This is a genomic window from Sphingomonas sp. Ant H11 (assembly GCF_000797515.1).
In the GTDB taxonomy this organism is placed as follows: domain Bacteria; phylum Pseudomonadota; class Alphaproteobacteria; order Sphingomonadales; family Sphingomonadaceae; genus Sphingomonas.
Genome location: NZ_JSBN01000210.1, coordinates 1 through 22868 on the forward strand (window position 1 = coordinate 1; position 22868 = coordinate 22868).

At 64.2% G+C, this 22868-nt stretch carries 24 protein-coding genes and 2 pseudogenes; 7 read left to right on the forward strand and 19 right to left on the reverse strand.

Annotated elements, in window-relative coordinates; all coding sequences use genetic code 11:
* Positions 1-197, forward strand: a pseudogene (locus tag NW75_RS21795) (integrase); the annotation flags it as partial.
* Positions 198-251: 54 nt separating this feature from the next.
* Here the strand turns inward: NW75_RS21795 and NW75_RS21800 are convergent.
* Both NW75_RS21800 and NW75_RS23275 read right to left on the reverse strand, forming a co-directional pair.
* Positions 252-1016 (reverse strand): IS6-like element IS6100 family transposase, encoded by a 765-nt coding sequence (locus NW75_RS21800; protein ID WP_001389365.1) that lies wholly within the window; start codon positions 1014-1016, stop codon positions 252-254.
* Entirely contained in the window at positions 982-3582 is a 2601-nt protein-coding gene (locus tag NW75_RS23275) for a PAS domain S-box protein (protein WP_231565380.1), read from the reverse strand. The genes NW75_RS21800 and NW75_RS23275 overlap by 35 nt, the downstream gene beginning before the upstream one ends.
* Before the next feature lie 503 nt (positions 3583-4085).
* Between NW75_RS23275 and NW75_RS21810 the strand changes: the two genes are divergently transcribed.
* Complete coding sequence (locus NW75_RS21810) at positions 4086-4226, forward strand: hypothetical protein (protein ID WP_231372554.1); 141 nt, start codon at positions 4086-4088, stop codon at positions 4224-4226.
* Here NW75_RS21810 and NW75_RS21815 read toward each other — a convergent pair.
* From NW75_RS21815 to NW75_RS24800, 14 genes are all read right to left on the reverse strand, one after another.
* Entirely contained in the window at positions 4211-4615 is a 405-nt protein-coding gene (locus NW75_RS21815) for a hypothetical protein (RefSeq protein WP_010409157.1), read from the reverse strand. The two genes, NW75_RS21810 and NW75_RS21815, sit on opposite strands and share 16 nt — an antisense overlap.
* A gap of 96 nt (positions 4616-4711) precedes the next feature.
* Positions 4712-5203: a hypothetical protein gene (locus NW75_RS21820; RefSeq protein ID WP_010409155.1), complete on the reverse strand. Its 492-nt coding sequence runs from the start codon at positions 5201-5203 to the stop codon at positions 4712-4714.
* Positions 5204-5321: 118 nt separating this feature from the next.
* Entirely contained in the window at positions 5322-5690 is a 369-nt protein-coding gene (locus NW75_RS21825; RefSeq protein WP_231565381.1) for a hypothetical protein, read from the reverse strand.
* A 2-nt stretch (positions 5691-5692) separates the two neighbouring features.
* Complete coding sequence (locus NW75_RS21830) at positions 5693-6847, reverse strand: nuclease-related domain-containing protein (protein ID WP_010409151.1); 1155 nt, start codon at positions 6845-6847, stop codon at positions 5693-5695.
* Complete coding sequence (locus NW75_RS21835; protein WP_010409149.1) at positions 6844-7701, reverse strand: CsgG/HfaB family protein; 858 nt, start codon at positions 7699-7701, stop codon at positions 6844-6846. Before NW75_RS21835 ends, NW75_RS21830 begins: the two co-directional genes overlap by 4 nt.
* Positions 7694-8023 carry a hypothetical protein gene (locus NW75_RS21840; protein ID WP_010409148.1) on the reverse strand — a complete coding sequence of 110 codons (330 nt, stop codon included), beginning with the start codon at positions 8021-8023 and terminating at the stop codon, positions 7694-7696. Before NW75_RS21840 ends, NW75_RS21835 begins: the two co-directional genes overlap by 8 nt.
* 26 nt (positions 8024-8049) lie before the next feature.
* A complete protein-coding gene (locus NW75_RS21845) occupies positions 8050-8259 on the reverse strand; it encodes a hypothetical protein (protein WP_010409146.1) in 210 nt (69 codons plus the stop codon).
* Between the two features lie 91 nt (positions 8260-8350).
* Positions 8351-9112, reverse strand: coding sequence for a hypothetical protein (locus tag NW75_RS21850; protein WP_010409145.1), 762 nt, complete (start codon positions 9110-9112; stop codon positions 8351-8353).
* Positions 9099-9830, reverse strand: coding sequence for a hypothetical protein (locus tag NW75_RS21855; protein WP_010409143.1), 732 nt, complete (start codon positions 9828-9830; stop codon positions 9099-9101). Before NW75_RS21855 ends, NW75_RS21850 begins: the two co-directional genes overlap by 14 nt.
* On the reverse strand, positions 9820-10146 hold the full coding sequence (locus tag NW75_RS21860) for a hypothetical protein (protein ID WP_033967467.1): 327 nt from the start codon (positions 10144-10146) through the stop codon (positions 9820-9822). Before NW75_RS21860 ends, NW75_RS21855 begins: the two co-directional genes overlap by 11 nt.
* Positions 10143-10379 (reverse strand): hypothetical protein, encoded by a 237-nt coding sequence (locus NW75_RS21865; protein ID WP_033967468.1) that lies wholly within the window; start codon positions 10377-10379, stop codon positions 10143-10145. Before NW75_RS21865 ends, NW75_RS21860 begins: the two co-directional genes overlap by 4 nt.
* Before the next feature lie 2 nt (positions 10380-10381).
* Positions 10382-13456 (reverse strand): MobF family relaxase, encoded by a 3075-nt coding sequence (gene mobF / locus NW75_RS21870; protein ID WP_033967469.1) that lies wholly within the window; start codon positions 13454-13456, stop codon positions 10382-10384.
* 3 nt (positions 13457-13459) lie between these two features.
* Positions 13460-15979: a type IV secretion system DNA-binding domain-containing protein gene (locus NW75_RS21875; RefSeq protein WP_033967470.1), complete on the reverse strand. Its 2520-nt coding sequence runs from the start codon at positions 15977-15979 to the stop codon at positions 13460-13462.
* Positions 15972-16145 carry a hypothetical protein gene (locus NW75_RS24800; protein ID WP_154651477.1) on the reverse strand — a complete coding sequence of 58 codons (174 nt, stop codon included), beginning with the start codon at positions 16143-16145 and terminating at the stop codon, positions 15972-15974. Before NW75_RS24800 ends, NW75_RS21875 begins: the two co-directional genes overlap by 8 nt.
* A gap of 635 nt (positions 16146-16780) precedes the next feature.
* Between NW75_RS24800 and NW75_RS21880 the strand changes: the two genes are divergently transcribed.
* Positions 16781-16999, forward strand: a complete 219-nt coding sequence (locus tag NW75_RS21880; protein ID WP_010409132.1) for a hypothetical protein — start codon at positions 16781-16783, stop codon at positions 16997-16999.
* Between the two features lie 178 nt (positions 17000-17177).
* Here the strand turns inward: NW75_RS21880 and NW75_RS21885 are convergent, their stop codons facing one another.
* Positions 17178-17732 (reverse strand): hypothetical protein, encoded by a 555-nt coding sequence (locus tag NW75_RS21885; RefSeq protein WP_010409130.1) that lies wholly within the window; start codon positions 17730-17732, stop codon positions 17178-17180.
* Positions 17733-18386: 654 nt separating this feature from the next.
* On the reverse strand, positions 18387-19379 hold the full coding sequence (locus tag NW75_RS21890; protein WP_033967475.1) for an SLOG family protein: 993 nt from the start codon (positions 19377-19379) through the stop codon (positions 18387-18389).
* A gap of 1051 nt (positions 19380-20430) precedes the next feature.
* Between NW75_RS21890 and NW75_RS27080 the strand changes: the two genes are divergently transcribed.
* From NW75_RS27080 to NW75_RS27095, 4 genes and pseudogenes are all read left to right on the forward strand, one after another.
* The gene (locus NW75_RS27080) at positions 20431-21276 is read left to right on the forward strand and encodes a reverse transcriptase domain-containing protein (protein ID WP_231565382.1); all 846 of its coding nucleotides are present in this window, start codon (positions 20431-20433) and stop codon (positions 21274-21276) included.
* Between the two features lie 53 nt (positions 21277-21329).
* Positions 21330-21473: pseudogene (locus NW75_RS27085) on the forward strand (reverse transcriptase/maturase family protein); the annotation flags it as partial.
* A 240-nt stretch (positions 21474-21713) separates the two neighbouring features.
* A complete protein-coding gene (locus NW75_RS27090; protein WP_231565384.1) occupies positions 21714-21917 on the forward strand; it encodes a group II intron reverse transcriptase/maturase in 204 nt (67 codons plus the stop codon).
* Between the two features lie 29 nt (positions 21918-21946).
* The gene (locus tag NW75_RS27095; protein WP_033967471.1) at positions 21947-22294 is read left to right on the forward strand and encodes an HNH endonuclease; all 348 of its coding nucleotides are present in this window, start codon (positions 21947-21949) and stop codon (positions 22292-22294) included.
* 198 nt (positions 22295-22492) lie between these two features.
* Here NW75_RS27095 and NW75_RS25485 read toward each other — a convergent pair.
* A partial coding sequence (locus NW75_RS25485) for a hypothetical protein (protein WP_033967472.1) occupies positions 22493-22868 on the reverse strand: 376 nt, incomplete at its 5' end.

The window sequence follows — 22868 nt, forward strand, 5'->3', positions numbered from 1 at the left end:
GGCGGTGAAGGCGCGCGTCGAATATGACATCGGCAGCGTGGCGCTGCACCCCGGGTCGGATCGGGCCGATCTTCCGGTCGATCATCCGGCGCGCGTTCGATCTCGGCGCGCTGCCCGATCTCACGGCCGAGGATCTGGCTCGGCTGCTGAAGGGAATCAGCGCGCACTCGACGCGGATCGGCCTAAACCAGGACCTGGGCTCTGTTGCAAAGATTGGCGGCAGTCAGAGGTAGGCTGTCGCTCTGCGCCGATCAGGCGGCTGCTGCGAAATGGTGGTTGAGCATGCCCATGGCCTCCGTCAGCGCCGAGGGCCCAATGCCAAAAGCTCTCTCCACAAGGCGCACCTCGCCCCTGATGCCGGGCTGCAGGCACCAGGGGCGAGCCTGTCCTTTGCGCAGGGCTCGCATGACTTCGAATCCCTTGATCGTGGCATAGGCCGTGGGGATCGATTTGAAACCGCGCACCGGCTTGATCAGTATCTTGAGCTTTCCGTGATCGGCCTCGATCACGTTATTGAGATACTTCACCTGCCGGTGGGCCGTCTCCCGGTCCAGCTTTCCTTCGCGCTTCAATTCGGTGATCGCTGCACCATAGCTCGGCGCTTTGTCGGTATTGAGCGTGGCAGGCTTTTCCCAGTGCTTCAGGCCTCGCAGGGCCTTGCCCAGGAACCGCTTCGCTGCCTTGGCGCTGCGGGTCGGCGACAGGTAGAAATCGATCGTGTCGCCCCGCTTGTCGACTGCCCGGTACAGGTAGGTCCACTTGCCCCGCACCTTGACGTAGGTTTCATCCAGGCGCCAGCTCGGATCAAAGCCACGCCGCCAGAACCAGCGCAGCCGCTTCTCCATCTCCGGGGCGTAGCACTGGACCCAGCGATAGATCGTCGTATGGTCGACCGAAATGCCGCGTTCCGCCAGCATTTCCTCAAGGTCGCGATAGCTGATCGGATAGCGACAATACCAGCGCACCGCCCACAGGATCACATCACCCTGGAAATGGCGCCACTTGAAATCCGTCATCGTTCCGTCCGTCCAATCTCCGCCAAGCATGCTCAAGCTTCACGATTTTTGCAACAGAGCCGCTCAGGGCACCGTATTTCAGCGCGTTGGTGACCAGCTCGTGGATTGCGAGCGTGAGGGCGAGTGCCGACTGCGGATTGAGACGCACCGCGGGGCCATTGATCGCGATCCGGTCCCGCTTATCGGCAACGGCCGCCAAGCCGGCTTCCAAGACCGTATCAAGGTCCGACGCTTCCCACGATGTCGCGGTCAGCACATCCGTCGCCCGGCCCAAGGATGCCAGACGTGATGAGAAGGCAGCAGAGGCATCCTCCAGTGTCACCGCATCACGCAGCGTCTGGTTGGCAATCGACTGGATGATGGACAAGACGTTTTTCAATCGATGGCTCAATTCGCCATTGAGCAGGAGCTGCTGCTCACGCGCCTCCTGCAAAGTCGTGTGATCACGCGATACGGACAGGATGCGCACCACCTCGCCGTTCTCGCCGAAGATGGGCGAAACCGACACCGACCAGAATTTCGGGGTGCCCAGGAATGTGTCAGCTGCGATCTCGAAATGGGCCGATCGACCCGCTCTTGCCGCTGCAAGCGCCTCTTTGCCCAGACCAACGCCGTCATTCTTCAGAAAACTCGGCCAGAAGCAGCCTTTGACCGCGTTGAAGTCGCTGATCTCCATCACCTTCATGCCGCCATCGCTCATGAAGGTGAGATCGCCGTTAAGGTCGAGCACCTTGATACAATCGGTCGAGGCAGCAAGAACGCTGCGCATAAAGCTTTCGCTTTCGCGCAGGTCCTGTTCTGCCCGGCGGCGCTCAATCGCAACCCGGATACGACTGGCCGCCTCTGCGACGAATGCCACCTGCTGCGTCGTCCATTGGCGCGGAACGTTATCGTTCACGAAGAAGATCGCGACGGTTCGACCATTCCCCACCACCGGAAGATTGATCATCGTTCGAACGGCGAGGCTTTCGAAAATGTCCGCTCGAGGCGATGTTCGTGGATCATACCGCACATCGGGAATGACGACGGGACGACCAGCCCGGAGGTCGATAGCGTAGTCACCATAATCATCGACGCGGTACTGACCGACAAGCCGGGGACAGCCATCCGCCGTCCAGTGCTCCGGCACGGTAATCATTTCCCCGTCTGCATCCAGCGTACCGTACCCAGCCCGAACCACGCCGAGCGTCTTGGCCACGATCTCCGTCGCCTGATCGATCGCATGTTCCATATCGGATGACTCCGACAGAACGTGCCCGATGTCGGTGAGCGCCTCGCGCTTTTTCTCGGCGCGGATGCGATCCGTCACTTCGAGGAAAATGACGGTGAACCGATCCTCCCCAATGGGTTGGCACACCCCGTCATACCAACGATCCAGCCCTCCGAACTGACGGGTAAAGCGCTTGGCTTCGCCGGTATCGACAACCTCGGCGAACTCGTTGACCCATACGTCCTCAATTCCCGGGAAGAGGTCGCGCATCGTCTTTCCGATCGCCGTGCCCCGCTCGATACCCACCAGGCTATACCAGGCGTCGTTCACTTCCTCATACCGCCAGTCGCAGATCCTGCCGTCTGCATCGCGCACGACTCTGGCGAGGATGAAACCCTCTTCGAGCGTCTTGAACAGGGTGCGCCATTTCTCCTCATTGGCCTGCAACCTGCCGGTGGCGCGGGCTTCCACCTCCCGCAGGGCTTCGCTCGCGGCATGCGCTTCGGTGCGATCACGCAGCACCTTCACATAGCCGACATGTTGGCCGTGCTGGTCCATCAATGGGGACGTCACATCGACGGCCAGTATGCGTCTCCCGTCTTTGCGAACCATCCAATGCTCAACAGACGCTCGGCCTTCGTCGTGAGCTTGCGCCAGATCCAATGCCAGCCTGCCGGCGCTGATATCTACGTCGGTGAACAGGATCGAAGCGCTCTTTCCAATCACTTCGTCCCTTGACCAGCCAAGCACGTTCTTCGCGCCGGAAGTCCATTCAACGATATGGCCATCGAGATCGGTCGTGACGATCGCGAAATCCTGAGCGCTGTCCATGATGGCGCGCTGCCGCGCCTCGGATGCGGCGACCTGCCGTGCCGCAAGACGTTGTTCGAGTTGCGCCATGACCTGTCGAGCCAGGACGCGGATCGAGCGTATCTGTACGTCCGACAATTGCCTCGGCTGGTAGTCGAGCACACACAGCGTCCCGATTGGAAGTCCGTCGTCCGTCTTTAGCAGTGCACCGGCATAGAAGCGGATGTGAGGCTCGCCGGTAACCAGGGGGTTGCACGCAAACCGCGGATCGGCCGTCGCGTCGGGAACAAGGAGGAAATCCTGCTCCAAAAGCGCGTGCGCGCAGAACGACGTATCCAGCGGCGTTTCGCGAACCCCCAGACCCACCTCTGCCTTAAAGAACTGGCGGCACTCCCCGATCAGATTCACGACCCCGATCGGCGCCTCGCAAATCGCGGCGACCAGCTCGGCCAGCTCGTCGAAAGCCGACTCTCGCGGGGTGTCCATTACCTCGAATTTTGCGAGCGCCGCCAAACGCCGCTGCTCACGCGCTCCAAGATCAGTCATTGTTTACCACGATTTGCCCTTCCGCGGCACGCTAGCATCCAGATCGGCGCCTCGCCACTATCGAGAACATCATAGAAACAACCTCCAGTTCTGTAGATTGAAATGCTGGCGCGAGGAGCCAGCGAAACGGCACCGTCTCGTTTGGGAAGGTCGCGTGGGACGGCTGACGGCGGGAAGGCGCGCTCGATGGCAACGAGGGCGCCATTTTCCCGAAATGTGTTCCCGATTGGCTTTTCCCGAAACTGCCCGGTGCAGATGGAGAAACGGGACAACCTATGGCCGTCTGATCGACCTCCCCTTGGCGGTCGAAGCTGTTGGCAGATAACGTGAGTGCGACGCCTCGTTTGCGAGCAGCGCCGGATGATGGCGAGCACATTGGCAGCTAATTCGAGCACGGTGCCACGCGCCAGTGGCAGATAGCGTGAGCAGGAAATAGCGCTGTTGGCGAGCAGACACCGCTACGATTGCAAGCCCCTACAAATATCCGTCCCAATCCGGGTGACATGCCCGAGAAGGCGACGTTCATCCCGAAGCCCTTCTCGGCTGCGATCGTCCACGAGCACCTCCGCAGGACGCTGCCTGACGGCAAGAAGCCCGCGCCGCTGAAGAATGCGGTGACGACGCCGGTTCAGCCGGGAGCCTGAGCCACCCCTGCCGAGGCGAGCAACTGCGCGTCGGTCGCGTCGCGGTTGTCGATCCACCATTTGGCGTCCGCGATGCCGAGCAGCGCCGCGCCGGTTTCGACGCTATCGAGAGGTTGATCCTTGCGCAGCAAGGCGATCCGTTTCGCGCGAATGGTCGTTGCCCAGCTGACCTGTCGTTCCGAGCCGTTGAGCGGCGCCAGCGACAGATGGGCAACGGCTTGTTGCGAGGCCGCGGCGTCGCGCTCGTTCTCTTCCTGGCGCTGCTTGCGGTAGCACGCGCCGCAGACCGTCGTGCGCAGCCAGGTGGCCTTGCGCTCCTGCTGCGACGCGAACCCGGCAATGAAATGGGTTTGCTCATGGCCGCAGGTGTGGGTGATGCGATGGTCCATGACGTTCAGCCTGTCATATGGGCCGGATTTGTTCCAGCGGGATTGAGTCGAGCCGTTCGGTTCCGGCGACCGATGCTCGCGGCATGAAGATGGCGATCACGACCCGAGTGGGCTGCTCATCACCAGCACGGTCGCGCGCGCGATCGGCGCCGGCGCTACGCCGGCTCTGAAGGGGGCGACCGCCCCCCACCGCAGCGACTTGGCGACGGGGCGATAGCTGACCGGATGGATGCCATCCCGGCTCGGTTGCGCCCGCAGCGGGATGACGGTGTCGCCGAAACGTGCCGCGATCGACGTGACAATGGATGACGCGCGCAGGTCGTAGGGGGCAAGCCAGGCCACCTTGACGGCGGTGGTTCGCCGCCTGAGCGCAAGAAGGTTGGTTGGGAGCGCCGGACTGGCGGCATCGTTCGACCCGAGTGCGATGAGGGCGACGGTGGCGGCCGAAGCGCCCCTCACCCGCCGCTCGATCTCGGCCGAACCGGCACCCACGCGCGCATGAACCTCGCAGCGTATGCCCTGTGCTGCCAATGCCTGCGCCGTGCCGACCGCGGTGCTGTCGCCCAGGATCAGGCAGAAGGGAATCATGGCCGACCAGCCTGATGGGCAAGCGGTTTTCGTGGAGTGGTCATGTCGCCGTAGGCAAGTAGCCCGAAGATGGCGACAGCACAGCCGGCGATGCCGAACGCTGCGCGTGCCAGCCCGATCAGCCGCGCCTTGCGACCCTTGCGAAGGTGGTTCCACCCTCGATCGAGCGAGGTACGCCAGGACAGCCAGCCATCGCCGATATCGCTCGCGCGAACATCGCGATGGGGATCGCGACGGCCAGCATGATATGCCGGATGTCGGCGCGGGCGATCACGATGGCGAGAAAGGTCGCGACCAGAATGAACAGCGCGATGGCGTTGATGACGCTGTAGAGCGGGCGCAGCCGAAAGATCCGACGCGAGGGCGCAGCGAGGTAGCGCACGATCGGACGGCGGCAGGTGTCGCAGACCAGCATGTGCTGCCCCAGCGGCCAGCGGCGCATCGCCTCATGGCAATACGGGCATTCGGGCCGGGGCAGGCTGATCATATTCATGCGACGTGGCCGACCCTGATCGCATCGGGAAGTGCAGCCCGGATCACGTCGGCGACGTCGGGCACGCAGATCCAGTTGGAGAATCTCGGGTTCCAGATCGCCTTGCCCTTGCACAACGCGGAAAGAACCTCCCTGCCGATCTCATCGTCGCGCGCGGCCCTGAATGCGATGCGGCCATCTGGCAGTGTCCGCTCGACGATCCCGGCGCATACCTCGATAGGTGCGCCCGCCTTGACGGGAACCGCCTTGGCAGGGGGCGATACCTCCAAAACGGTGCATTCAACCGCTACCGATGTGGAGGGACTTTGCGCCGGATGAACAGTGACAGGCTCTGCCTCGACGTACGGCGGCAATTCCGGCACAGACGCGGCCTGGACGATGGGCATGTTGATCGGCCCAGACGGGTCGCCGGTATGAGACGTATCGGCGGCGTCCGTGCTGTCAGGAACGATGCCGAGGCGGGTATAGATATCGCCCTCCTGGACATGGTCGGCGATGAGCTGGTCGGCGATCTCGACCATCTGCGCGGCGGTGACGCCGGTCGAAAACATTCGTCCCAGGGGCGATGACCCGCCGAACGGCACCCAGGCTTTGTAAAGGTTGTCGCATTTGTAGATCGGCTCGTCGCTGCCGATTTTGGAACGGTCGATCATCGCGGTGGGCGGAACGGACACGAATACGCCGACCTCCGCGAACGCCCTGTCATGCCCTTTTCGCTTCAGCCACGCCTGCAGCACCTTGCGTTGTCGTTTGGCCTGTTCGACCGGATTGGGGATGTTCTGCGGCTGACGTTGCGAGCGATACCAGACCATCCATTCGCCATGCTCGTTCTTCGAGATCCGGCCAGAGTAGTTCTTGGATTCGAAGATCGAGGCGGTGCGCGACGCCCGCGACAGCAGGATATGATCGAACTGCGCGAACCCGCCCTGCCCGTCCGGCAGGCGCAGATCGTGGATAAGCAGGTTGCGGTCGTTGTCAGGCCCGAATTGGTGATCGAGCATATAGGCGGTCTCGCGCTCGCCCCGCATCCCCTGGCGATGGTTCCGCACCGTCGATCGCACGCGCTCGGGGAGAGCCGCGAACTCGTCGGACGCCATCACTTCGTCGGCAAATGCGATCTCGGCCGCGCGGGTCGATTTCTTGCGGATCATCGTTTCGGCGTTCCCGGATTTGGCTGCGGCAGCGGTTGAACCGCCTGCGCCGGTAGCGGCGCGGAGGCGGGAGGCACCATTGCGGGCGGCTTGGCCGGCACCAGCCTCGCCTCGAGCCGTGGCCGTGCATCCTCGATCAGCTTGCGGAACGCATCGAGCGTCGCCAGCGTGGTGATCTTGCCGATGTCGGTCGAGGCGTAGCTTCCACCGAGCGCACCCACGCCAAGGCCGAGCAACAGCCCACCGCCCACGACGCCGATATCCTTCTTGCGCGCCGACCCGCTGGCGACCGCTTCCTGGATGCCGGTGTTCACGTCGACCAGCGTCATCAGCACCTGGCTTTCGAGTGTCTTCGACTTGAGCCCGACCGCCCCGCCGAACACACCGCCGACCCCGCCCCCGCTCTCACGCGACTTGGCGTCGGAATAGACCACCTTCACCTCGATCAGATAATCCGCCTTGGTGACAGGCCGGGTTGTGGCAGTCCCGCCATTGATCGCGCGTTCGCGTTCGAGCGCGCTGAACGCCTCGCCGCGATCGGCGACGCGGAAGCAATTGGATCGCGCGATCATCAGCTTGACCAGTGGCAGCGCGTCGACGCGCGCGGTCGAACCGCCGTTCTGCATCTCCGCCATGCGCATGAGCGCCTGCAGTTGCGGCGACAGGCCATCGGCCGGGTTGGCGGCCTTCTCCTCAACCAGCGCGGCAACGCCGAGCGGCACCTGGCATTGCGGCACGGCGGTCGTCTCGTCGACGCCGGTGCCGCCCTGCCCCAGCTTCTGGGCGTGGGCCATTGAAGGTGTGACGGCCGCGAGCGCGGCCGTCACGACGAGCATGCGGGTGCGATCAAGCACCGGCGCCCGCCTTCTTCGCATGCGCTGCGGGATCGCAGATCCCGGCACGCTCCTCGTCCGCCGCAACTTTCTTCGCGGCTTCGTCACAGTCCTTGCAGTCGGGACAGTCCGCGCAGTCCTTGCATTTGCCGTTGTGAAGCGCGTGCGCGCGATAGCGCGCCTTCTTCGCCTCGACCTCGCGCGCGGCATCGGTGCCGGCATGACTTCCGGCGAAGCTCGCCATCGCGAGCAGGACCGGCGCCGACGACTGCGCGCTGGCGGCCGACGGCAAGGCCACGGAGAGGGCGGCAAGCCCCAGCGCGGCGATCATCTTCAGTTTCATCGTGTGTACTCCTTCCCTGGCCGTTTTCAGAAGAAACCGTTGCGTCGGCCGTCGCGACGGTCATCGTGGCGGGCGCTGCTGTCGCCCAGCGCCGAGCGCCGGACCTCCAGCTCAACCCCGTCCCCCTTGCGGCGAATGCGGACATCCTGCGGGGCGATGTTGTTGCGCTTCGCCCAGCGGTCTGCGTCGGCATCCGAGCCGAACTCGCCCATTTCCTCGAAATCCCAGTTGCTCATGTCTCCTGTCCCGGTTGATCGCCGTGCCGGCGCGCGGGGGCCGGTCCTGGCGGTGCGATGCGAAATCCCCGCGCGTGGATGAAGGACAGTGTCACTGGATCGAGGCCGGTTTGGCGGCGATGCGCCGGACCACGAGATTGCTGTCGGCCCCCAGACGAAGATCGAGCGTGTGCCCGACCCGTCGCGTGAACAGCATCACGCCGGCAACCTCGTCGTGCAGCGTGCCCTTGCCGAAGAAGGTCCGAGAATCTGCCCATTCGCGGCCGTGGATGAAGCGGACGCGATATTGGCCGAGCGGGGCTGGCACGGTGACACGCTCGAAGGCGCGGACATAGACCGACAGCCGGTTCTTCGCCGTCGCCGGATCGAGCAGCTGGACGATGCTATTGTCTGCCGCACCCTGAATGGTCAGGTGGCTTCTGACGGTTCGCAGGTCGACGCTGGAGGAGACGGCGACCGTTCCCGATTCCGGAAAACCGGTGTTCGTCCCCACGATTGACGCGAACAGGCTGGAGGTTGCGCGCTTGATCTGGCCCTGCCCGGCCCAGGCCGCAAGGACCAGTGCGATGGCAACACCGACGCCCAGCGCCTGCCAGTAAGGGGCCGGCGTGAAGCGCGGGCGGGGCCGCCATCGACCGCGCTGATAATCGTGGCCCCTGTTCCTGGCTTCGAACCACGACCCTTTCGATCCGCCAGATATCCAGCTCGCGCTCCCCAGCGGCACCGATTTCCTGAACCCGAAGCGGTTCAGCTCGACCCGTGCCTTGCGATCGTTCCATTGCGTCGCACCGGGATCGAGCCCCTGCCGCTTGCGGTAGCGATCGCGCATATAGTCGCGATCATCGATGCCCATCGACCACCTCCATCGACTGCGAGGGGAGAGCCAGGGGAAACACGTCCATTCTGGACAGCATCGCGTGATCGCGCAGCGAGGCCTCGACGGCGACAACCTCGCTCGAAGTCAGTCCAGGTTCGCGTCGTACGAACAGGATGGTCGACGCCGATCCTGCCAGCCAGCGCGCGATGGAGATCCTGGGCATCAGCCGGTCGTGGTCGGCGAAAGCGTGGGTCGCTCGTCGCACGCCGGCCAGCACGGTCATTCCCCAACGCAGGGCGTGACCGTTTCCAGAATCGTGTCCCGCCGCCTCTGCGACGGCTTCCGGCGGGAGATCCCGTATCAGATCGCGGACGGCCGAAAGGGTCGCACCAGGTTCATCGCCGGCATGCTGGATCGCGCGGAGCAGCACATAGCGCGAAGCGCAGGTGTAGCCCGAGCAAACGTCAGGATCGTCGGGAAGGAACGCTTCGATCGCGGACGAGCGTGCATAGTCGCTCGGATGGTCTGCGAAGAAGTCCCAGTTGCCGCGCGCGGGGTCGATCAGCTGGTCGCGGACCTGGTCGGCGAGTTCGGCGATCGCGTCGCCATCGCCGAATACCGCGAGCCGGCCCCCGTCACCGGCGCGGACCGCTTCAAGCGCCGCTTCCGTCAGATCCGCGGTTTCGGCGATCGTGAGGGTCGCGTGCGTCGGCTCGGGTTGGCGCCGGAAGCGAAAAGGGAAACTACCGTCCACCGGGCGTACCTTGGATTGCGGGCGGAACGAAAATTCCACCATCGGTGTGAAGCGACGCGCTGACGATTCCGCATCCGACCGCCCAGGCGAAGGTGAAAGCCGCCACCGCGGCCGCCAGGAGTCCCGCCTGACGCAACCGGCGCGTCAGCGGGACGATCATGCGTGGTGCGGTTGACCGTGGCTCCACGGGCTTCCTGCGGGCCTGATGGCCATACTCGGCCGTTCCCTCGATCGCGTCGCAGGGCGGCGTGTCGAGCCGCGAGGTCCGACCGATGCGGGGAGGCCCGTGCATATAGTCGCGGTCGGCGAGGCTCATCGTGCTGGCTCGGACCGGACCCGGAGGGCACGCAGCGCGCGGGTGAGCGGCAGGAGTAAGACGTAGGTCAGGCCGAAAATCGCGGCCATCGCAAGCGTTTCGCCGCCCCAGTCGAGCGCATCGTCGCGCCGCGCGAGCTGGCTGCATTGCGTGAGCGTATGAGTGTCGAGGTCGCAGGCGTGCCAGTGCTTGGTGGCGATCACCTGGTCCCAGGTCGGTGGTGATGTGGTCATGCTCATAGCTCCAGTCCGATGTCCTTTTCGGGGTAGGGAAGTTCAGGCCCTTTGGGCTCGACCGGGACGCTGAACCGGGAGAGGTCGAGCGAGGGATCGGTACGGATGTCGATCTTGCCGCCGGTCGAGGGGCGGGCTGTATCTGCGCTCGGCTCGCCTCCGACTTTCTCCGGTCCGCGATCGAGGTCGGGCGGCAGCGAAGGGTTGAACGTCTCGCCCGCGCCGGCTTTCGTGGCTGCGCCGGCAGCGCCGCGATCGGGGTCGATCGACAGCGCGCCGGTGGTCTCGAGCGCCGAGGTCTTGTTGCCCTCGTTGCGCTCGATCGCGGCGGTCAGCTTCTCGCGGTCGTCGGTGAACAGCTGGATGTCGTCGCGGACGCGCGTGACGGTGACGTTGAACAGCCGCTGGTTGGAGAGGTTCGATTCCCTGTGGCTCATCACCGCGATCGCGGTGTCGGTGGTGATGCCCTGCGCCGCGTGCATGTTGAGCGCGTAGGCGAGGCTGATCCGCTCCATCATCGGATCGCCCGCCTTCAGCTCGTGGAGGGTGCCGTCGCTCGCCTCCACCTTGATCCCCGACGGGTCGGCCGAGACGACGCGGGCGATATCGTTGTTGTTGAGGCCGCGGTCCTTGTCGTTCTGGGTCCAGCGGATCTTGTCGCCCTCATGCAGCTTGATCTGCTCGCGCTGGGCGAGCTGCATCGCGTCGGTCTTGTCGACCGGCGATATCTTCTGCGGATCGAAGGTCCGTACCCGGTTGCCGATCTGGACCTGAACGCGCCCCTTCGCGTCGACGCCGAGCACGTCATAGGTGCCGGGGCTGAGGCCGAGCTCGCGCATGGCATGGCGCAGGTCGATCACCTGGCCGGGCTTATAGGTATGCGCGTAGCGGAGTTCCTCGCGCGTGACGTTGACCTTGTCGAGGACCGGGGTGACGACGCCGTCCCCTTTCAACGTGCCCTCCGCGGCGAGGCCGTCCTGGATGCGCACGTTGAGCTCTGCGCGCGCGACGCGGCCCGACGAGAACATCGCGGTGGTCTCGCGCTGTTCGGGGGTTAGGCCCAGCCAGTGTTCGGCCGCGGCCTTCACATGCTCGGGGTTGGCGGTGACCTTGTCGCCGAGCATCGCCATCGCCTCGCGCACCTCGCCGCGGTTGGTCAGCGCGGCGACGGTGCGCAGCTGCTCGGTGCGCTGGCGCAGATTCTCGTCCATCCGCGCCAGCGTGATCCCGCCGGCCTGCGCGAGCGCGAACGCCTTGCCGGCGTCGACCGCGGTGATCTGCTGGCGATCGCCGATCATCAGGAAGCGATCGACGCCGAGCGCATTGGCGATGCCGACCAGGTGCTTCATCTGCTCCGAGCCGACCATCGAGGCTTCGTCGAGGATGAGCGTGGTGCCGGCGAGCGCGTCTCGCGCGCCGTCATAGCCCGCGCCCTTCCCAGCGAGCGCGTGGCGGGCATAGCTGTGGACGAACGAGGACACGGTGCGGCTCTCGATGCCGGCTTCGGCGCCGAGACGATCGGCGGTCGCCTTCATGAGCGCGAGACCGACCACCTTGCCGCCTTCCTGCTCGACATTGCGCGCGACGCTCGCCAGCATGGTCGACTTGCCGGCGCCCGAGACGCCCTGGACCGCGACGATGCGATCGGCGGAAGTGAGCGCCATCGTCGCGGCCGCCATCTGCCCTGCATTGAGTTCCTTGTCGCCCGATGCGGCGTTGATCCGCTCGATAACGGTGTCGGCGGAGACGATCACCCGCCCCTCCCCCTTGCCGCGCTCGATCTCTGCAAGGATGCCGCGCTCCGTCGCGAGCGCCTCGGGCGTCGTGACATGGGTGACGACGCTGTCGATCCGGTCATCCTTGCCCGGAATCAGCTTCTCGTTGCGGATGAGCTCGGAGACGCGCGCGTCGACATGCGCGGCGGTGACACCCTTCAGCCCGAGGTCGAGCGCGGTCCTGGTGATGTCCGGCACCGCGAACGCGGCTTCGCGTTGGGCATGGATGCGGATCGCGGAGGCGACGGCGTGCTGGGCGCGCAGATCCACCGGCGCGATGCGCAGCCGGTCGAGGCCGCTGGCGACGAGCGGATCGGCGGGTCGGAATAACTCGCCCAGGCTTTCGCGGAGATTGGCCAGGACGTCACCGAGGCGCTCCATCGGTCGTGGCTGGGCATCGAGGCCGCTGGCGCCAGCACGCTCGCGCGCGGCATCGACCAGTGCCTTGCCGTCGAATCCGAGCGCGGCCGCCCGGTCACGCCATTCCTGGCGCAGGGCATCGCGATCCTCGACGTTCAGCTTGGCGTCGCGGGTATTGTTGGTCACCTTGCGCAACGCCTCGGCGGAGGTGACACCGAGCTCGCCGGCTTTCGCCAGGATATCGGCGCGCCGCTGGCTGAAGGTGTCGATCACCTCCTTAGGCACGCCGGCGATCTCGAACTGGCCGTGCTTGCCGGTGACGCTTGTTTCGTAGCCGATCTTTGCCAGCTCGGCGCGAAACTGGGCGTGATAGGCCGCGCCGATCGTGGTGTTGTTCTTCCAGAGCTGCTGGTTGTGGAGCGCCTGCCATGCCCCGTTCGCCATCTTGGTCATGTTGGCGATAAGGACGTGGATGTGGCCCTGCGGATCGAGAGCGCGGCTCGTGTCGTGCTGGAACAGCGCATAGACGAGGTTGCCGGTACGCACCGCATCCCCTGACCTGGACTGATCGTAGGTGCGGCCTTCGGCGAAGGTCTTCTCGACCCAGCCCATCGTCGCCTTTACCGCGTTCATATGCGCGGTGAGCACACGGGCGTCGCCGGCGACATAGGCCATGACGCTCGCCGATTTCGGCATCGAGAAGGTCAGGTCGACGCCTAACCGCCGACCCTCGACCTGCCCGACCTTCTCGCCATCGGGCATCTCGCCGTTGAGGATCTTCTCGAAGTCTTCCTTGGTCACCTCGCCCTTGAGGCCAAGGTCGGCCGCGCCCACCCCGCCCCAGGCGGTCGCCTCGGACGAATGCTCGGCGGTGTAGTAATCGTCCTTGGCGAAATACTGCGCCGCGCCGGAGGCGGACTTGACGGAAGCGATCGACAGCATCGGCTACATCCCCATGTCCATGTCGTCATCGATCTCCGGCGAATGATCCGGGCCGTGATGACGATGGTGGTGATCGGGGTCGCGCTGCGTCGCAAACCCATCGCGCAATTCGCGGGTCGCCTGGTCCTCGTGGCGATCGGCATCACCGCGATCGGACCGGCTTTCCGGGGCATGGCGTGACGCCTCGCCGCGCGTCGGATCCACCCCGCTCTGCGGACCCGCACGGTTCTCGATCAGGGACATGCCCATGCCGCCGAGTTGGGCATCCAGACTGGATGAACCTCCCGTCACAGGCTTGGAAGGTTCGCCCCCGACCCTCGTTGCGGCATCCGACGCGCGGACGGCATCGACGCCGGTCGGGCTGCTGGCGACGCCCTTGCCGGTTATCTGATCGATCACCACCGGCAGCGACCCGGTGACCTCCATCGCCGCAGCCGCCTTTTCAGCCTCGCTACGCGGCTTCTCGGGCTGCGAGGCGGTCAGGTCCGGCTCTTGCCTTTCCTTCGCCTCCACGCCCCCCACAGGCCGTGTGGGGGTATGCTCGCGGCCACCCTCACCCCCCTCATCCGCGCCATTGTTCCGGGTGTTCTGACGACGCCGGTCTTCCGGCGAGACGTATTCGGTAGGCTTGAAGTTCTTGCGGGGCACCGCCCCCGGCGCGACCTCGGCATAGGAGCGGTATTTGAGTTCGATCCGCGCAGCGGGAAATCCATCGGGAAACTTCACGAAGCCGTGGAGCGACGGCAGGTTGTTGATGTCGTCGGGGATGACCAGCGGCTCGATCGCCGTGCGAGGCGTGAGGGTCGAGGCGTCGCGGGTGTTGTTGTAGCCGTAGCTGTAGGCCTCATCCATCTGGCGGACCTCGCGGCTGCCGATGAACTCGGAGCACTTTTCGGCTGTGGTTCGATCGGCGGTGGCGAGGATCAGCTTGGTGCGCGCAAGTCCGGTGAGCGCGGTCGCGTTCTGCAAGCCATAGGTCGCGACCAGCTTGTCGAACGAGTGGATCCCAAGGACGAACGCACCGCCGAAGTTGCGGGCCGACTGGAGGCCATGCTCGATACCAGGAAGCGCGTGAAGCGCATGGACTTCGTCAAACAGATACCAGGTCCGCAGGTCACGGGTCTTGGGCAGGCGCATGAGGTTGTTGACGGCCAGATCGATCCACAGCGTGAACAGACCGCGGGTCATCTCGAGGTCGTTGTACGAGCCGGTGATGAACATGATCGAGCCGTCGCGATTGTCGGTCGCGATCCAGTCGCGGATCGAGAAGGCGGGCGGGCCGCCCGGGACAGGGTCCGGCATGAAGCGTAGCGCCTGTCCGTTGACGTTCAGAACCGAGCGGATCGATTCCGCCATGCGGGCGGCTTTCTCGGTCGTCAGCGGGGCGGCGATGGTGTCATCGAGCTTGGCGTTGATCGACTTCAGATCGGCCTGCATCAGGTGGTGCGCGATCGCGGCGTTGTTCGCTTCACCCATCTCCTGAAGCTTCAGGCACATCTCGATGAAGAGCATCCGCGCGGCGTTCTGCCAGAACGGTTCCTTGTCGTCGGGATGCGAGGGAATGAGGGCCGATGCGGCCGAAACGAAGTCGGCATAGTTGCGGCATTCGTCGAACAGCGTCCACGGCGCGCAACGCTCGTCCATAGGGTTGAGAATGACGTCGGTTTCTGGGTTGTAGAACGTCTCCACGAACACGCCGGTCAGGTCAAAGATGACCGCGCGATGACCGCGCGCGCGAAGCTGCGAGACGTGGCTGCGCAGCTGGGTCGTCTTGCCGGTGCCGGTGGTGCCGATGAGCATGGTATGGCTCTGTTCGAGCCGCCACGGATAGGGGATGCCGGCGATCGTGTATGGAACGTGGATGCCCCGGTCGATCCGATCGAGGATCGGAGCCTTGGCGACGAGTTCGGGGACGTACGGCGGATCGTGTTCGGCGCACTCGGTGCGGAACTTGCGTCGGTTGTGGCCGCTGACAGTTTTGACGAGCACGTCACGCTCGACCAACAGGGCGCCGCGGTTGTGGCGTTCCTGGAGCATGTCGCTGCCGCGCTTGTTTGCCCACATGATGAACCACATGATGATCGGTGCTGCGATGAAGGCCGACATGACGAGTGTCGTCAGGAAGATCTTGACCGTCTTCGCCCAGGCATGAACGACATGGGGTTCGTAGGGGACGTAGCCGATCGGAACCTTGGTCACGATGCCGTTTGGCAAGGTCAGGTTGATGAGGTGGAATTTGTCCCCGCCGACCCACGTCCAGATGGCGGAATAGAGCTTCATCAGGTCGAGCTGGAATTCATGCTCGGCGAGGCCCAGCCAGACGAAGATATTGAACAGGACGATGAACGTCCCCAGCCATATCCAGATGGGCACCTGGAGGCCCGCCCAGGTCATCTTGTACTGACTGGCGAGAAGCTGCGAACCGCGGGTGAAATTGCCCGAGTTGCGGGTGATCCGCCCCCGCGCGGAATGGTGCTTTACGGTCGCCGCCTGACCGTTGAACCGGATGTCGCCGCTACGCATGGAACGTCGCCAGGCGCTCCTTCGCGGCTTCGCGAAGCTGGGGTACGACGTCGCCGTGATCGCGTGTGATAATCACGTCGATCGCCGCCTGCATGTACTCGAGAACGAGGACCGCACGGGTGATGTTGAAAGTATGCTCGGCCTCAGCGAAACGGATACCGAACATAAGCGCAGTGCGCGCGGCCTCAGACCGGGAGCACGACCGTTTCGCGGCTACACGATCAAGTGCCGCAATCTCTTCAGACGAAAGTCTGAAAGCTATCGTCGAGTTAGACATTCACCACCCACTTGAAAGTGGCTGGTGGGGTTTTCGGAGAGTGGAAAATACTACAGCCTGGTCCCGAGGTATAGAGTGAAAACGCATTCACCCTGCAAACAGGGATTTTCGCGCGTTCTCAAGCGCTTAGGGGAGAACCACCAAGGCGTTTGCAGGGGCAAACATGTTTGCCCCTGCAAACACCGGCAATTACAGACACTTAACCTGCGGCGTGCCGCGTACGGTGTGCAAATCCTTAGGGACTGTCGCGGTGGTGGTGGCATCATGGCTGGATGTCCGATCATTGGACTGGGTTCCGGGAGAGTAAGCGCCGCAGGCAGGCGACCACCGGACTGGACCGAAGGGTATTGGGCGGAGCAATCCCGCCCGACGACGGACCTGGCCGAAGGTCAGTGTCCGTCGCCTCATGCTGGTCCGGTAAAGCCGGACCAGCGAGCGATTATGAGTGTCGCTATTGTGCCGGTGGAGCGGTGCTGGCATCGTGGGAAATGGAGGCCGATCCACGATCAGAAAAGGCAGGTCATATGGCACGGAGTATCGAGCAGGAACGGGCACAGCTTGAGGCGGACGAACAGCGGCTCAACGAACGCCGCAAGCAACTGGCCGATCGTGAGCGTTCGGAGCTGCTGAAGGAGGTGGAACGGTCGGGGTTGATGAAGGCCGATCCTGCCCAGTTCAGCGCGATCATTGGAGCGATCAAGAAACTCGGGATCGCCGAGACCGTGAAGCGCCTGACCGCGTAAGCGGGTCAGCGCGAAAGCGGGCTCAAGCCCATCATGCAAATAGAAGGGGAGCTGCCGTTAGGCGCTCCCCTTTTCAATGCTTGGGCCGAGTTGGCGAAGCTTCGGTCCATTCAGGCATAAGAATGGGGAGCATCGAGGCGAAGCCCGATGCTCCGACGCGATGGCGACTGGAGGGAGGCTATCCCCAGACCATGCGTATCCCTTCACTGGTGTCGGCCTGAGCAGCGAGGGTGTCGAAGCGTTCGAGGTAACGACCATCGAGGCGACCAAGGTCGCGGCGAACATAGGGCTGGCCGAGTGTTTCGCGTAGTTGCCCGATGGGCATGCTGCCGCAATTATCGTCCGAAAGTCGTAGCGCGTCGAGGACGTGGAAGGCGTTGCCGTTCGCGAGATTGATCTCCGCTGCGCCGTCCGGGGTGCTGGCGACGCGCATCGTGATCGTGCGGGTCGCGTCATCGTGCCAGAAGCGCACGTTGAGGCCACGGAACTGGGCTTCCTCGACCACGGCGATGACACCCACATCGTGATCGAAGATCGCGCAGATCGACGCGAGCGACCAGGGGCAGACGCGAGCTTCGAACGAGCACGACACGAGCGGGTCATCATCCTCGTCTTCGAGCAGCTGGCCACGTTCGCGGGCGAAGGCGCGGAACGCGGCAAGCTGGCGGGCGGTGATGACGGCGGGCGCGGCGTCGGCTTTGCGATCGACGCTGAGGAAGAAGGTGATCGACATGGTCTGTCTCCCATTGGAACCATCATCTCCGGTTCCCCTCCCCTTCCGATCCGTCAGGATCGGCATGGCCGATCACGGGGTCATGGGTCGGTCCGCAGGACCGGGTGCCCGAGCGATGCGTAGCTGGTGCTCGCAATGCGCAGGCATTGCGGCACCGCGAGCGAGCCGGGCTTCGGTCGGACTGCGCCGGTCGATGCGTAGCGAGCGTGACACGCGCAGGCGTGGCCGCGATGCGAGCGAGACGGCGCGGTCGATAAGCCAACGCGATCGGCACGGCGATGCGTAGCGAACCGGCGATCCGAAGGGATCGCCGTGAAGCAAGCGAGGCGTGCCGATTGGTGTTCAACGACGATCGCCAGTCGTATCGGCCGAGGCGTAGCGCGCTGGTCATCGCATTCAGCGATGACCGCAAAGCGAGCGAGGCGATGCGACGGGTGTCGGTATCGACCCCGGCACCGGCGAGGCGTAGCTGGCAGTGGCAATGCGACGGCATTGCCCTGCCGCGAGCGAGCCGTGCCGAGCGGGCAACGTGGCGTGATCGACCGATAGGTCAGTCCCACGCGGCGCGATGGGGCTCGATGCCCCGGAGCGCCGCCCAGGGCGACGTAAAAAAGGGGAAGGACTCCGGTTGCCCGGAGCCCTTCCGTGGGTGCGTCAGGCGCGGCGGCTGCGCTGGCTCGGCTGCACCGGTGCCTGTCCGTCCTTGCGGAAGACGTGGAGCGGTACGCCGGCGGTACGCAACTTGCGAGCGAAGTCGATCTGGACGCCCGATCCTTCGCAGACGATCGCTTCGACGGGACGCAGCGAGGCGATGCGGTCGTTGCGGAGGAACCCGCCCCGGTTGCCGTGGCGCTTGTCGAGGAACATGCGCACCAGCTTGACCTCGCGCGAGGCCGCCCACGACGCTGCGATGGCGTCGGCACCCTTGTTCATGGCGGTGGTCATCAGGACCATCGACGGGATGCGACGCTTGATCTGGTCGAGGCGTTCGAAGAGCTGCTCGTGGTCGTGCCATTCCATGCCGCCCGAGAAGGCGACAATCGGGCCGCTCGGGTTGTGCTCGTCCCGACGCTTTGCCGCGCGTGCCGCCAGATAGTCGGCACCGTCGATCATCGAGGCGGTCAGCTTGGACGACACCCTGCTGCCGCGGACGGTCGAGAAGGGCCGTCCGGTCTCGACGCGATACACGTTCCCGGCGTGGTCCCGCATGCAGCGCATCGCCTCGGCGCAATTCTCGAGGGTCTGGCAGAGCAGCTGGGTTTCTTCGAGTTCCACCGCGTAGATCTCCGAGGGGTCGTAGCTGCGCACCAGGTCGCCCAGCTTCTTGGCGGCGTCATCCTCCCGCCCCTCGATGCGCTTGGCCACCATGTGGAAGCTGTTGACGAAACCCCATGCGAGATCGGCGGCGAATTCTTCCATGCGGGTGTCGCGGAACACGTCGAACATCGTCGCCAGCATCTGCTCGACGGCGTGCGCGGCCTGCTCCGGGTCGGGCATGTCCAGCTTCTCGGCTTCGCTGACGATGGAAAGCTTGGCCATCTCGCTCGCCTCGATGAACGCCCCCTGATAGGTCTCGGTGGTGTCCTCGTCGGCGCGGCGCTCGTTGATCGCGCGGCCCATGTCGTTGAAGTTGCTGTACTTGGTCATGATAGCCTCCATGAGTTGAAAATCTCACCTTCTCTCGGTGAGGAATCTCATCCGGCATGCGGCGGTCAGGGCGGTCAGGGACGTTAACCGGGAAGCCGCGGCCCGCAGGGTCGCGGACCCCGGTTAACGCTCGCGCGCGGGGGAGCCGATTTTCTCGTGCCCTGGAGGCGGAGCGAAGCGGAGGCGGAAGGGTGCGTGAAAATTGGGGGGACCGCGCGTCCTTGACGGCCCGCCAACCCCGCATGCCAGACTTCCTCATCACAGAGAGAGAAAATATTATGTTGTGGTGGGCACGCCGGGTCGGACCGAGCACGGGCGGCGGTGATGCGCCGCCAGGCGCAGCGCCGCAAAGGCAGCGCCAGTGAGCCCGGGAGGGCGAGCCAGCTGCCGCCGCCCGCGCGCAGGACGCCCGGCGCCGGCATAGGGATCGTCACCCGCAGGGCGTGCGCCGTTGTGGCGCGAGAAGAAAGGAGTGTTCTACCGAACGAAACTTACTGGCACAGTTTCTGCCTGACCGACTTACCGGTGTCGGTGATGAGCCGGCTGAGATTCCGAAAGGGAAACGGGACCATAGCATGTCGGTGAAGGGATCGAAGCCTGACTCCGCAGTCGGGCGGCTGACCTCCGGGCAAGGTGCGCATGGTGAAGACTGGATTGTCTGAATCCCAGTTTCCAGCGGTTAATAGGTGAGCGATGGCGACGCGGATGACACGCCATTTCGTGCAGGGCGAGGAGCGCGGCCTAGCGAATCGCCGCCAGTCTGCACGGCGCGGCCCCGGTCAGGGGATCAAGGAAACGAACGGGGCACCTAAACGCATCGCGACTCCTCCTCGTGCAACTACGGGATCGCCTAAACAGGCCAGCGTAACGGACCTGCATGGCGACGGAGCCGTCATAGTACTCAAATGCCCGGTGCAATGGCCGGGACAGCCACCGCGAGGTGGACGGACCGGCGGTACAAGCGGCGAGTGATCGCCCGTGAAATCCGCCCGGTGCGGGGGAAGGACGGCAGTTCTGCGTAACTCGACCAATCGATGGAAAGGAACTGCTGATGCAGACCGCTATGATCCTGAGAAGGCTCGAGACTCTTCCGGCCCTGTCGCGGGCGGGAAAGCGGGTCAATGGTCTTCACCGTCTCTTGAGATCATCGCATCTCTATGAACGGGCCTATGTCAAAGTGTCCCGGAACCGGGGTGCGGCGACACCGGGCGTTGACGGGCAAAGCTTCGACGGCATGACGCTTGAGAGGTTAGCCAATCTCGCCCGGCAGGTGGCCGATGGCACTTACCGCCCCCGACCGGTCAGACGGGTCTATATCCCCAAGGGCAATGGCAAAATGCGCCCATTGGGCATCCCTACGGTCGATGATCGCATTGTTCAGGAAGCGGCTCGAATCGTCCTCGCGCAAATCTATGATCCTGTGTTCTCAAGACATAGCCATGGGTTCCGCACGGGGCGCTCGTGCCATACGGCGCTCGAAGAGATCCGTAATACCTGGACAGGCATGAAATGGCTGATCGAGGTGGATGTTCGCGGGTTCTTCGACAACATCGACCATGACATCCTGCTCAGGCTTCTCTCGAAACGCATCGATGATCCACGGTTCATCGGTCTGATCGAAAAGATGCTGAAGGCGGGCGTCATGGACGACTGGACGTTCGAGCGGACCTATAGCGGCACTCCGCAGGGCGGCGTAATCTCGCCCTTGCTGGCCAACATATATCTCCATGAGCTTGATGAGTTCATGGAGGAAATGCGGGTCGCTTCGATCAGGGAAAAACGCGCAGGGCAAATCCCGCCTATACGCGTCTATCTCGCCAGATCGCCGATTATCGTGCCGAGATCGATGCGCTCCGCGCCGGTGGCGCGGACGATGCCGAGGTCCGTAACCTGTTGAAGCGGATCAAGGCAGTCACGAAGGAAAGGCAGGCATGTTCGTCTGTCGATCCGATGGACCCGGACTTCCGGCGCCTTCGCTATTGTCGCTACGCCGACGACTTCCTCGTCGGTGTAATCGGCAGCAAGGCTGATGCAAAAAGGATCAGGGCTGAAATCGAAGCGTTCCTTCGTGATCGGCTCAACCTTGAGGTGTCACCCGAAAAGACGCGGGTCAGTGATGCATCGAAGGGATCGCCGTTCCTTGGCTTCCATGTTTGCGCCTTCACGTTGCGATCTGCCGGGTCAATGGCAGACCGGTCGAAGGTCGGTGGCGGATCACGTCGTGTCCGTCGCCGACCAACGCGGGGCAATATCAAGCTGTGGGTGCCAAGGTCGCGGGTCTATGGGTTTTGCAGGCGCAAGAAACTCGGCAACCTCGATCTGAGGAATGGCCGGGTGCGTCCACAGTTCCTCGACTCCAGTGTTGCGGAAATGGTCATTGCCTACAACTCGGAGCTACGTGGCCTCGCCAATTATTATGCGATTGCAGACGGCGTGAAAAGCTCGCTCGATGGCCTTGAACTCGTCATGTTCAGGAGCCTGCTGGCGACCATCGCGGCACGGCAGCGCATAACGCGGGCGCGGGCCTGGCAAATCTGAAACTGGGGACGGACTATGGCGTGAAAACCATGGTTCGGGGTGAACTGCGGGTCCAGATGCTCTGGCGGTTGAAGCACCTGAATGTTCGGCCTTGGCAACAGGCGGTCGTGGACAACACCACGGTCGGGTCACGCCTCGCGTTGAGCACGAACGATATCATCACGCGCCTCAGCGCCCGCGAATGCGAGAGCTGTGGCGACGTCGATGGTCCGTTCGAAGCGCATCATCCCAACAGACTGAAGGACAAGCGGCGCAGCCCGATGACGGCGTGGAAACAATCGGCTCGGCGGCGCGGAACTGTCGTTCTGTGTCGCTCATGCCACGTCCATCTCCACGGCGGTCGGTTGACCAGCGGAATGGAGAGCCGTGTGCATTGAAAGGTGCAAGCACGGTTCGGGGGGAGGCGCTGGAACATCCTCGAAAGAGGCGTTCCGCGTCGACCCTACGGAGACCCCGCCAGGGGGCTCCGTGAGGCCCGCCAGGGCCGAATAGAGCCCGGTCCCGCCCACAAGGCGGGACGCCCCGCCCTGCCCCTCTACGGCCGTCCCACAGCCAGCACAGCAGGATCAGCAGGATCAGTCCCATTCATACTCGCCACCGTCATCCCCGGCATCGTAATCCGGCATCTCCTGGATTCCCGGGTCGTCTGGATCGCGGTTGGCATCGGGGTCCTCGCCGTGCGGGTCGGTCTGGATATCCGGTTCGGTTGCGAACCGGATATCTTCACCGATCCGGTCAGCAATGTCCGGCTCGACCGCGCTGTCATCGTCTAGCCAGCAGGAACGCGGACACTGGAGCAGCTGGTGACCACGATGGACGAAGGGCTGGCCGTTCATCAGGATGGGTCGCTCGGCGAGACGCCGGCAGGGTTCATTGCGACGGTTGCGGAAGCCGCACGGCACCGCCAGCGGGGCGAGCGCGACGGCATTGCCGTCGTGGTCGCGCCGCCGG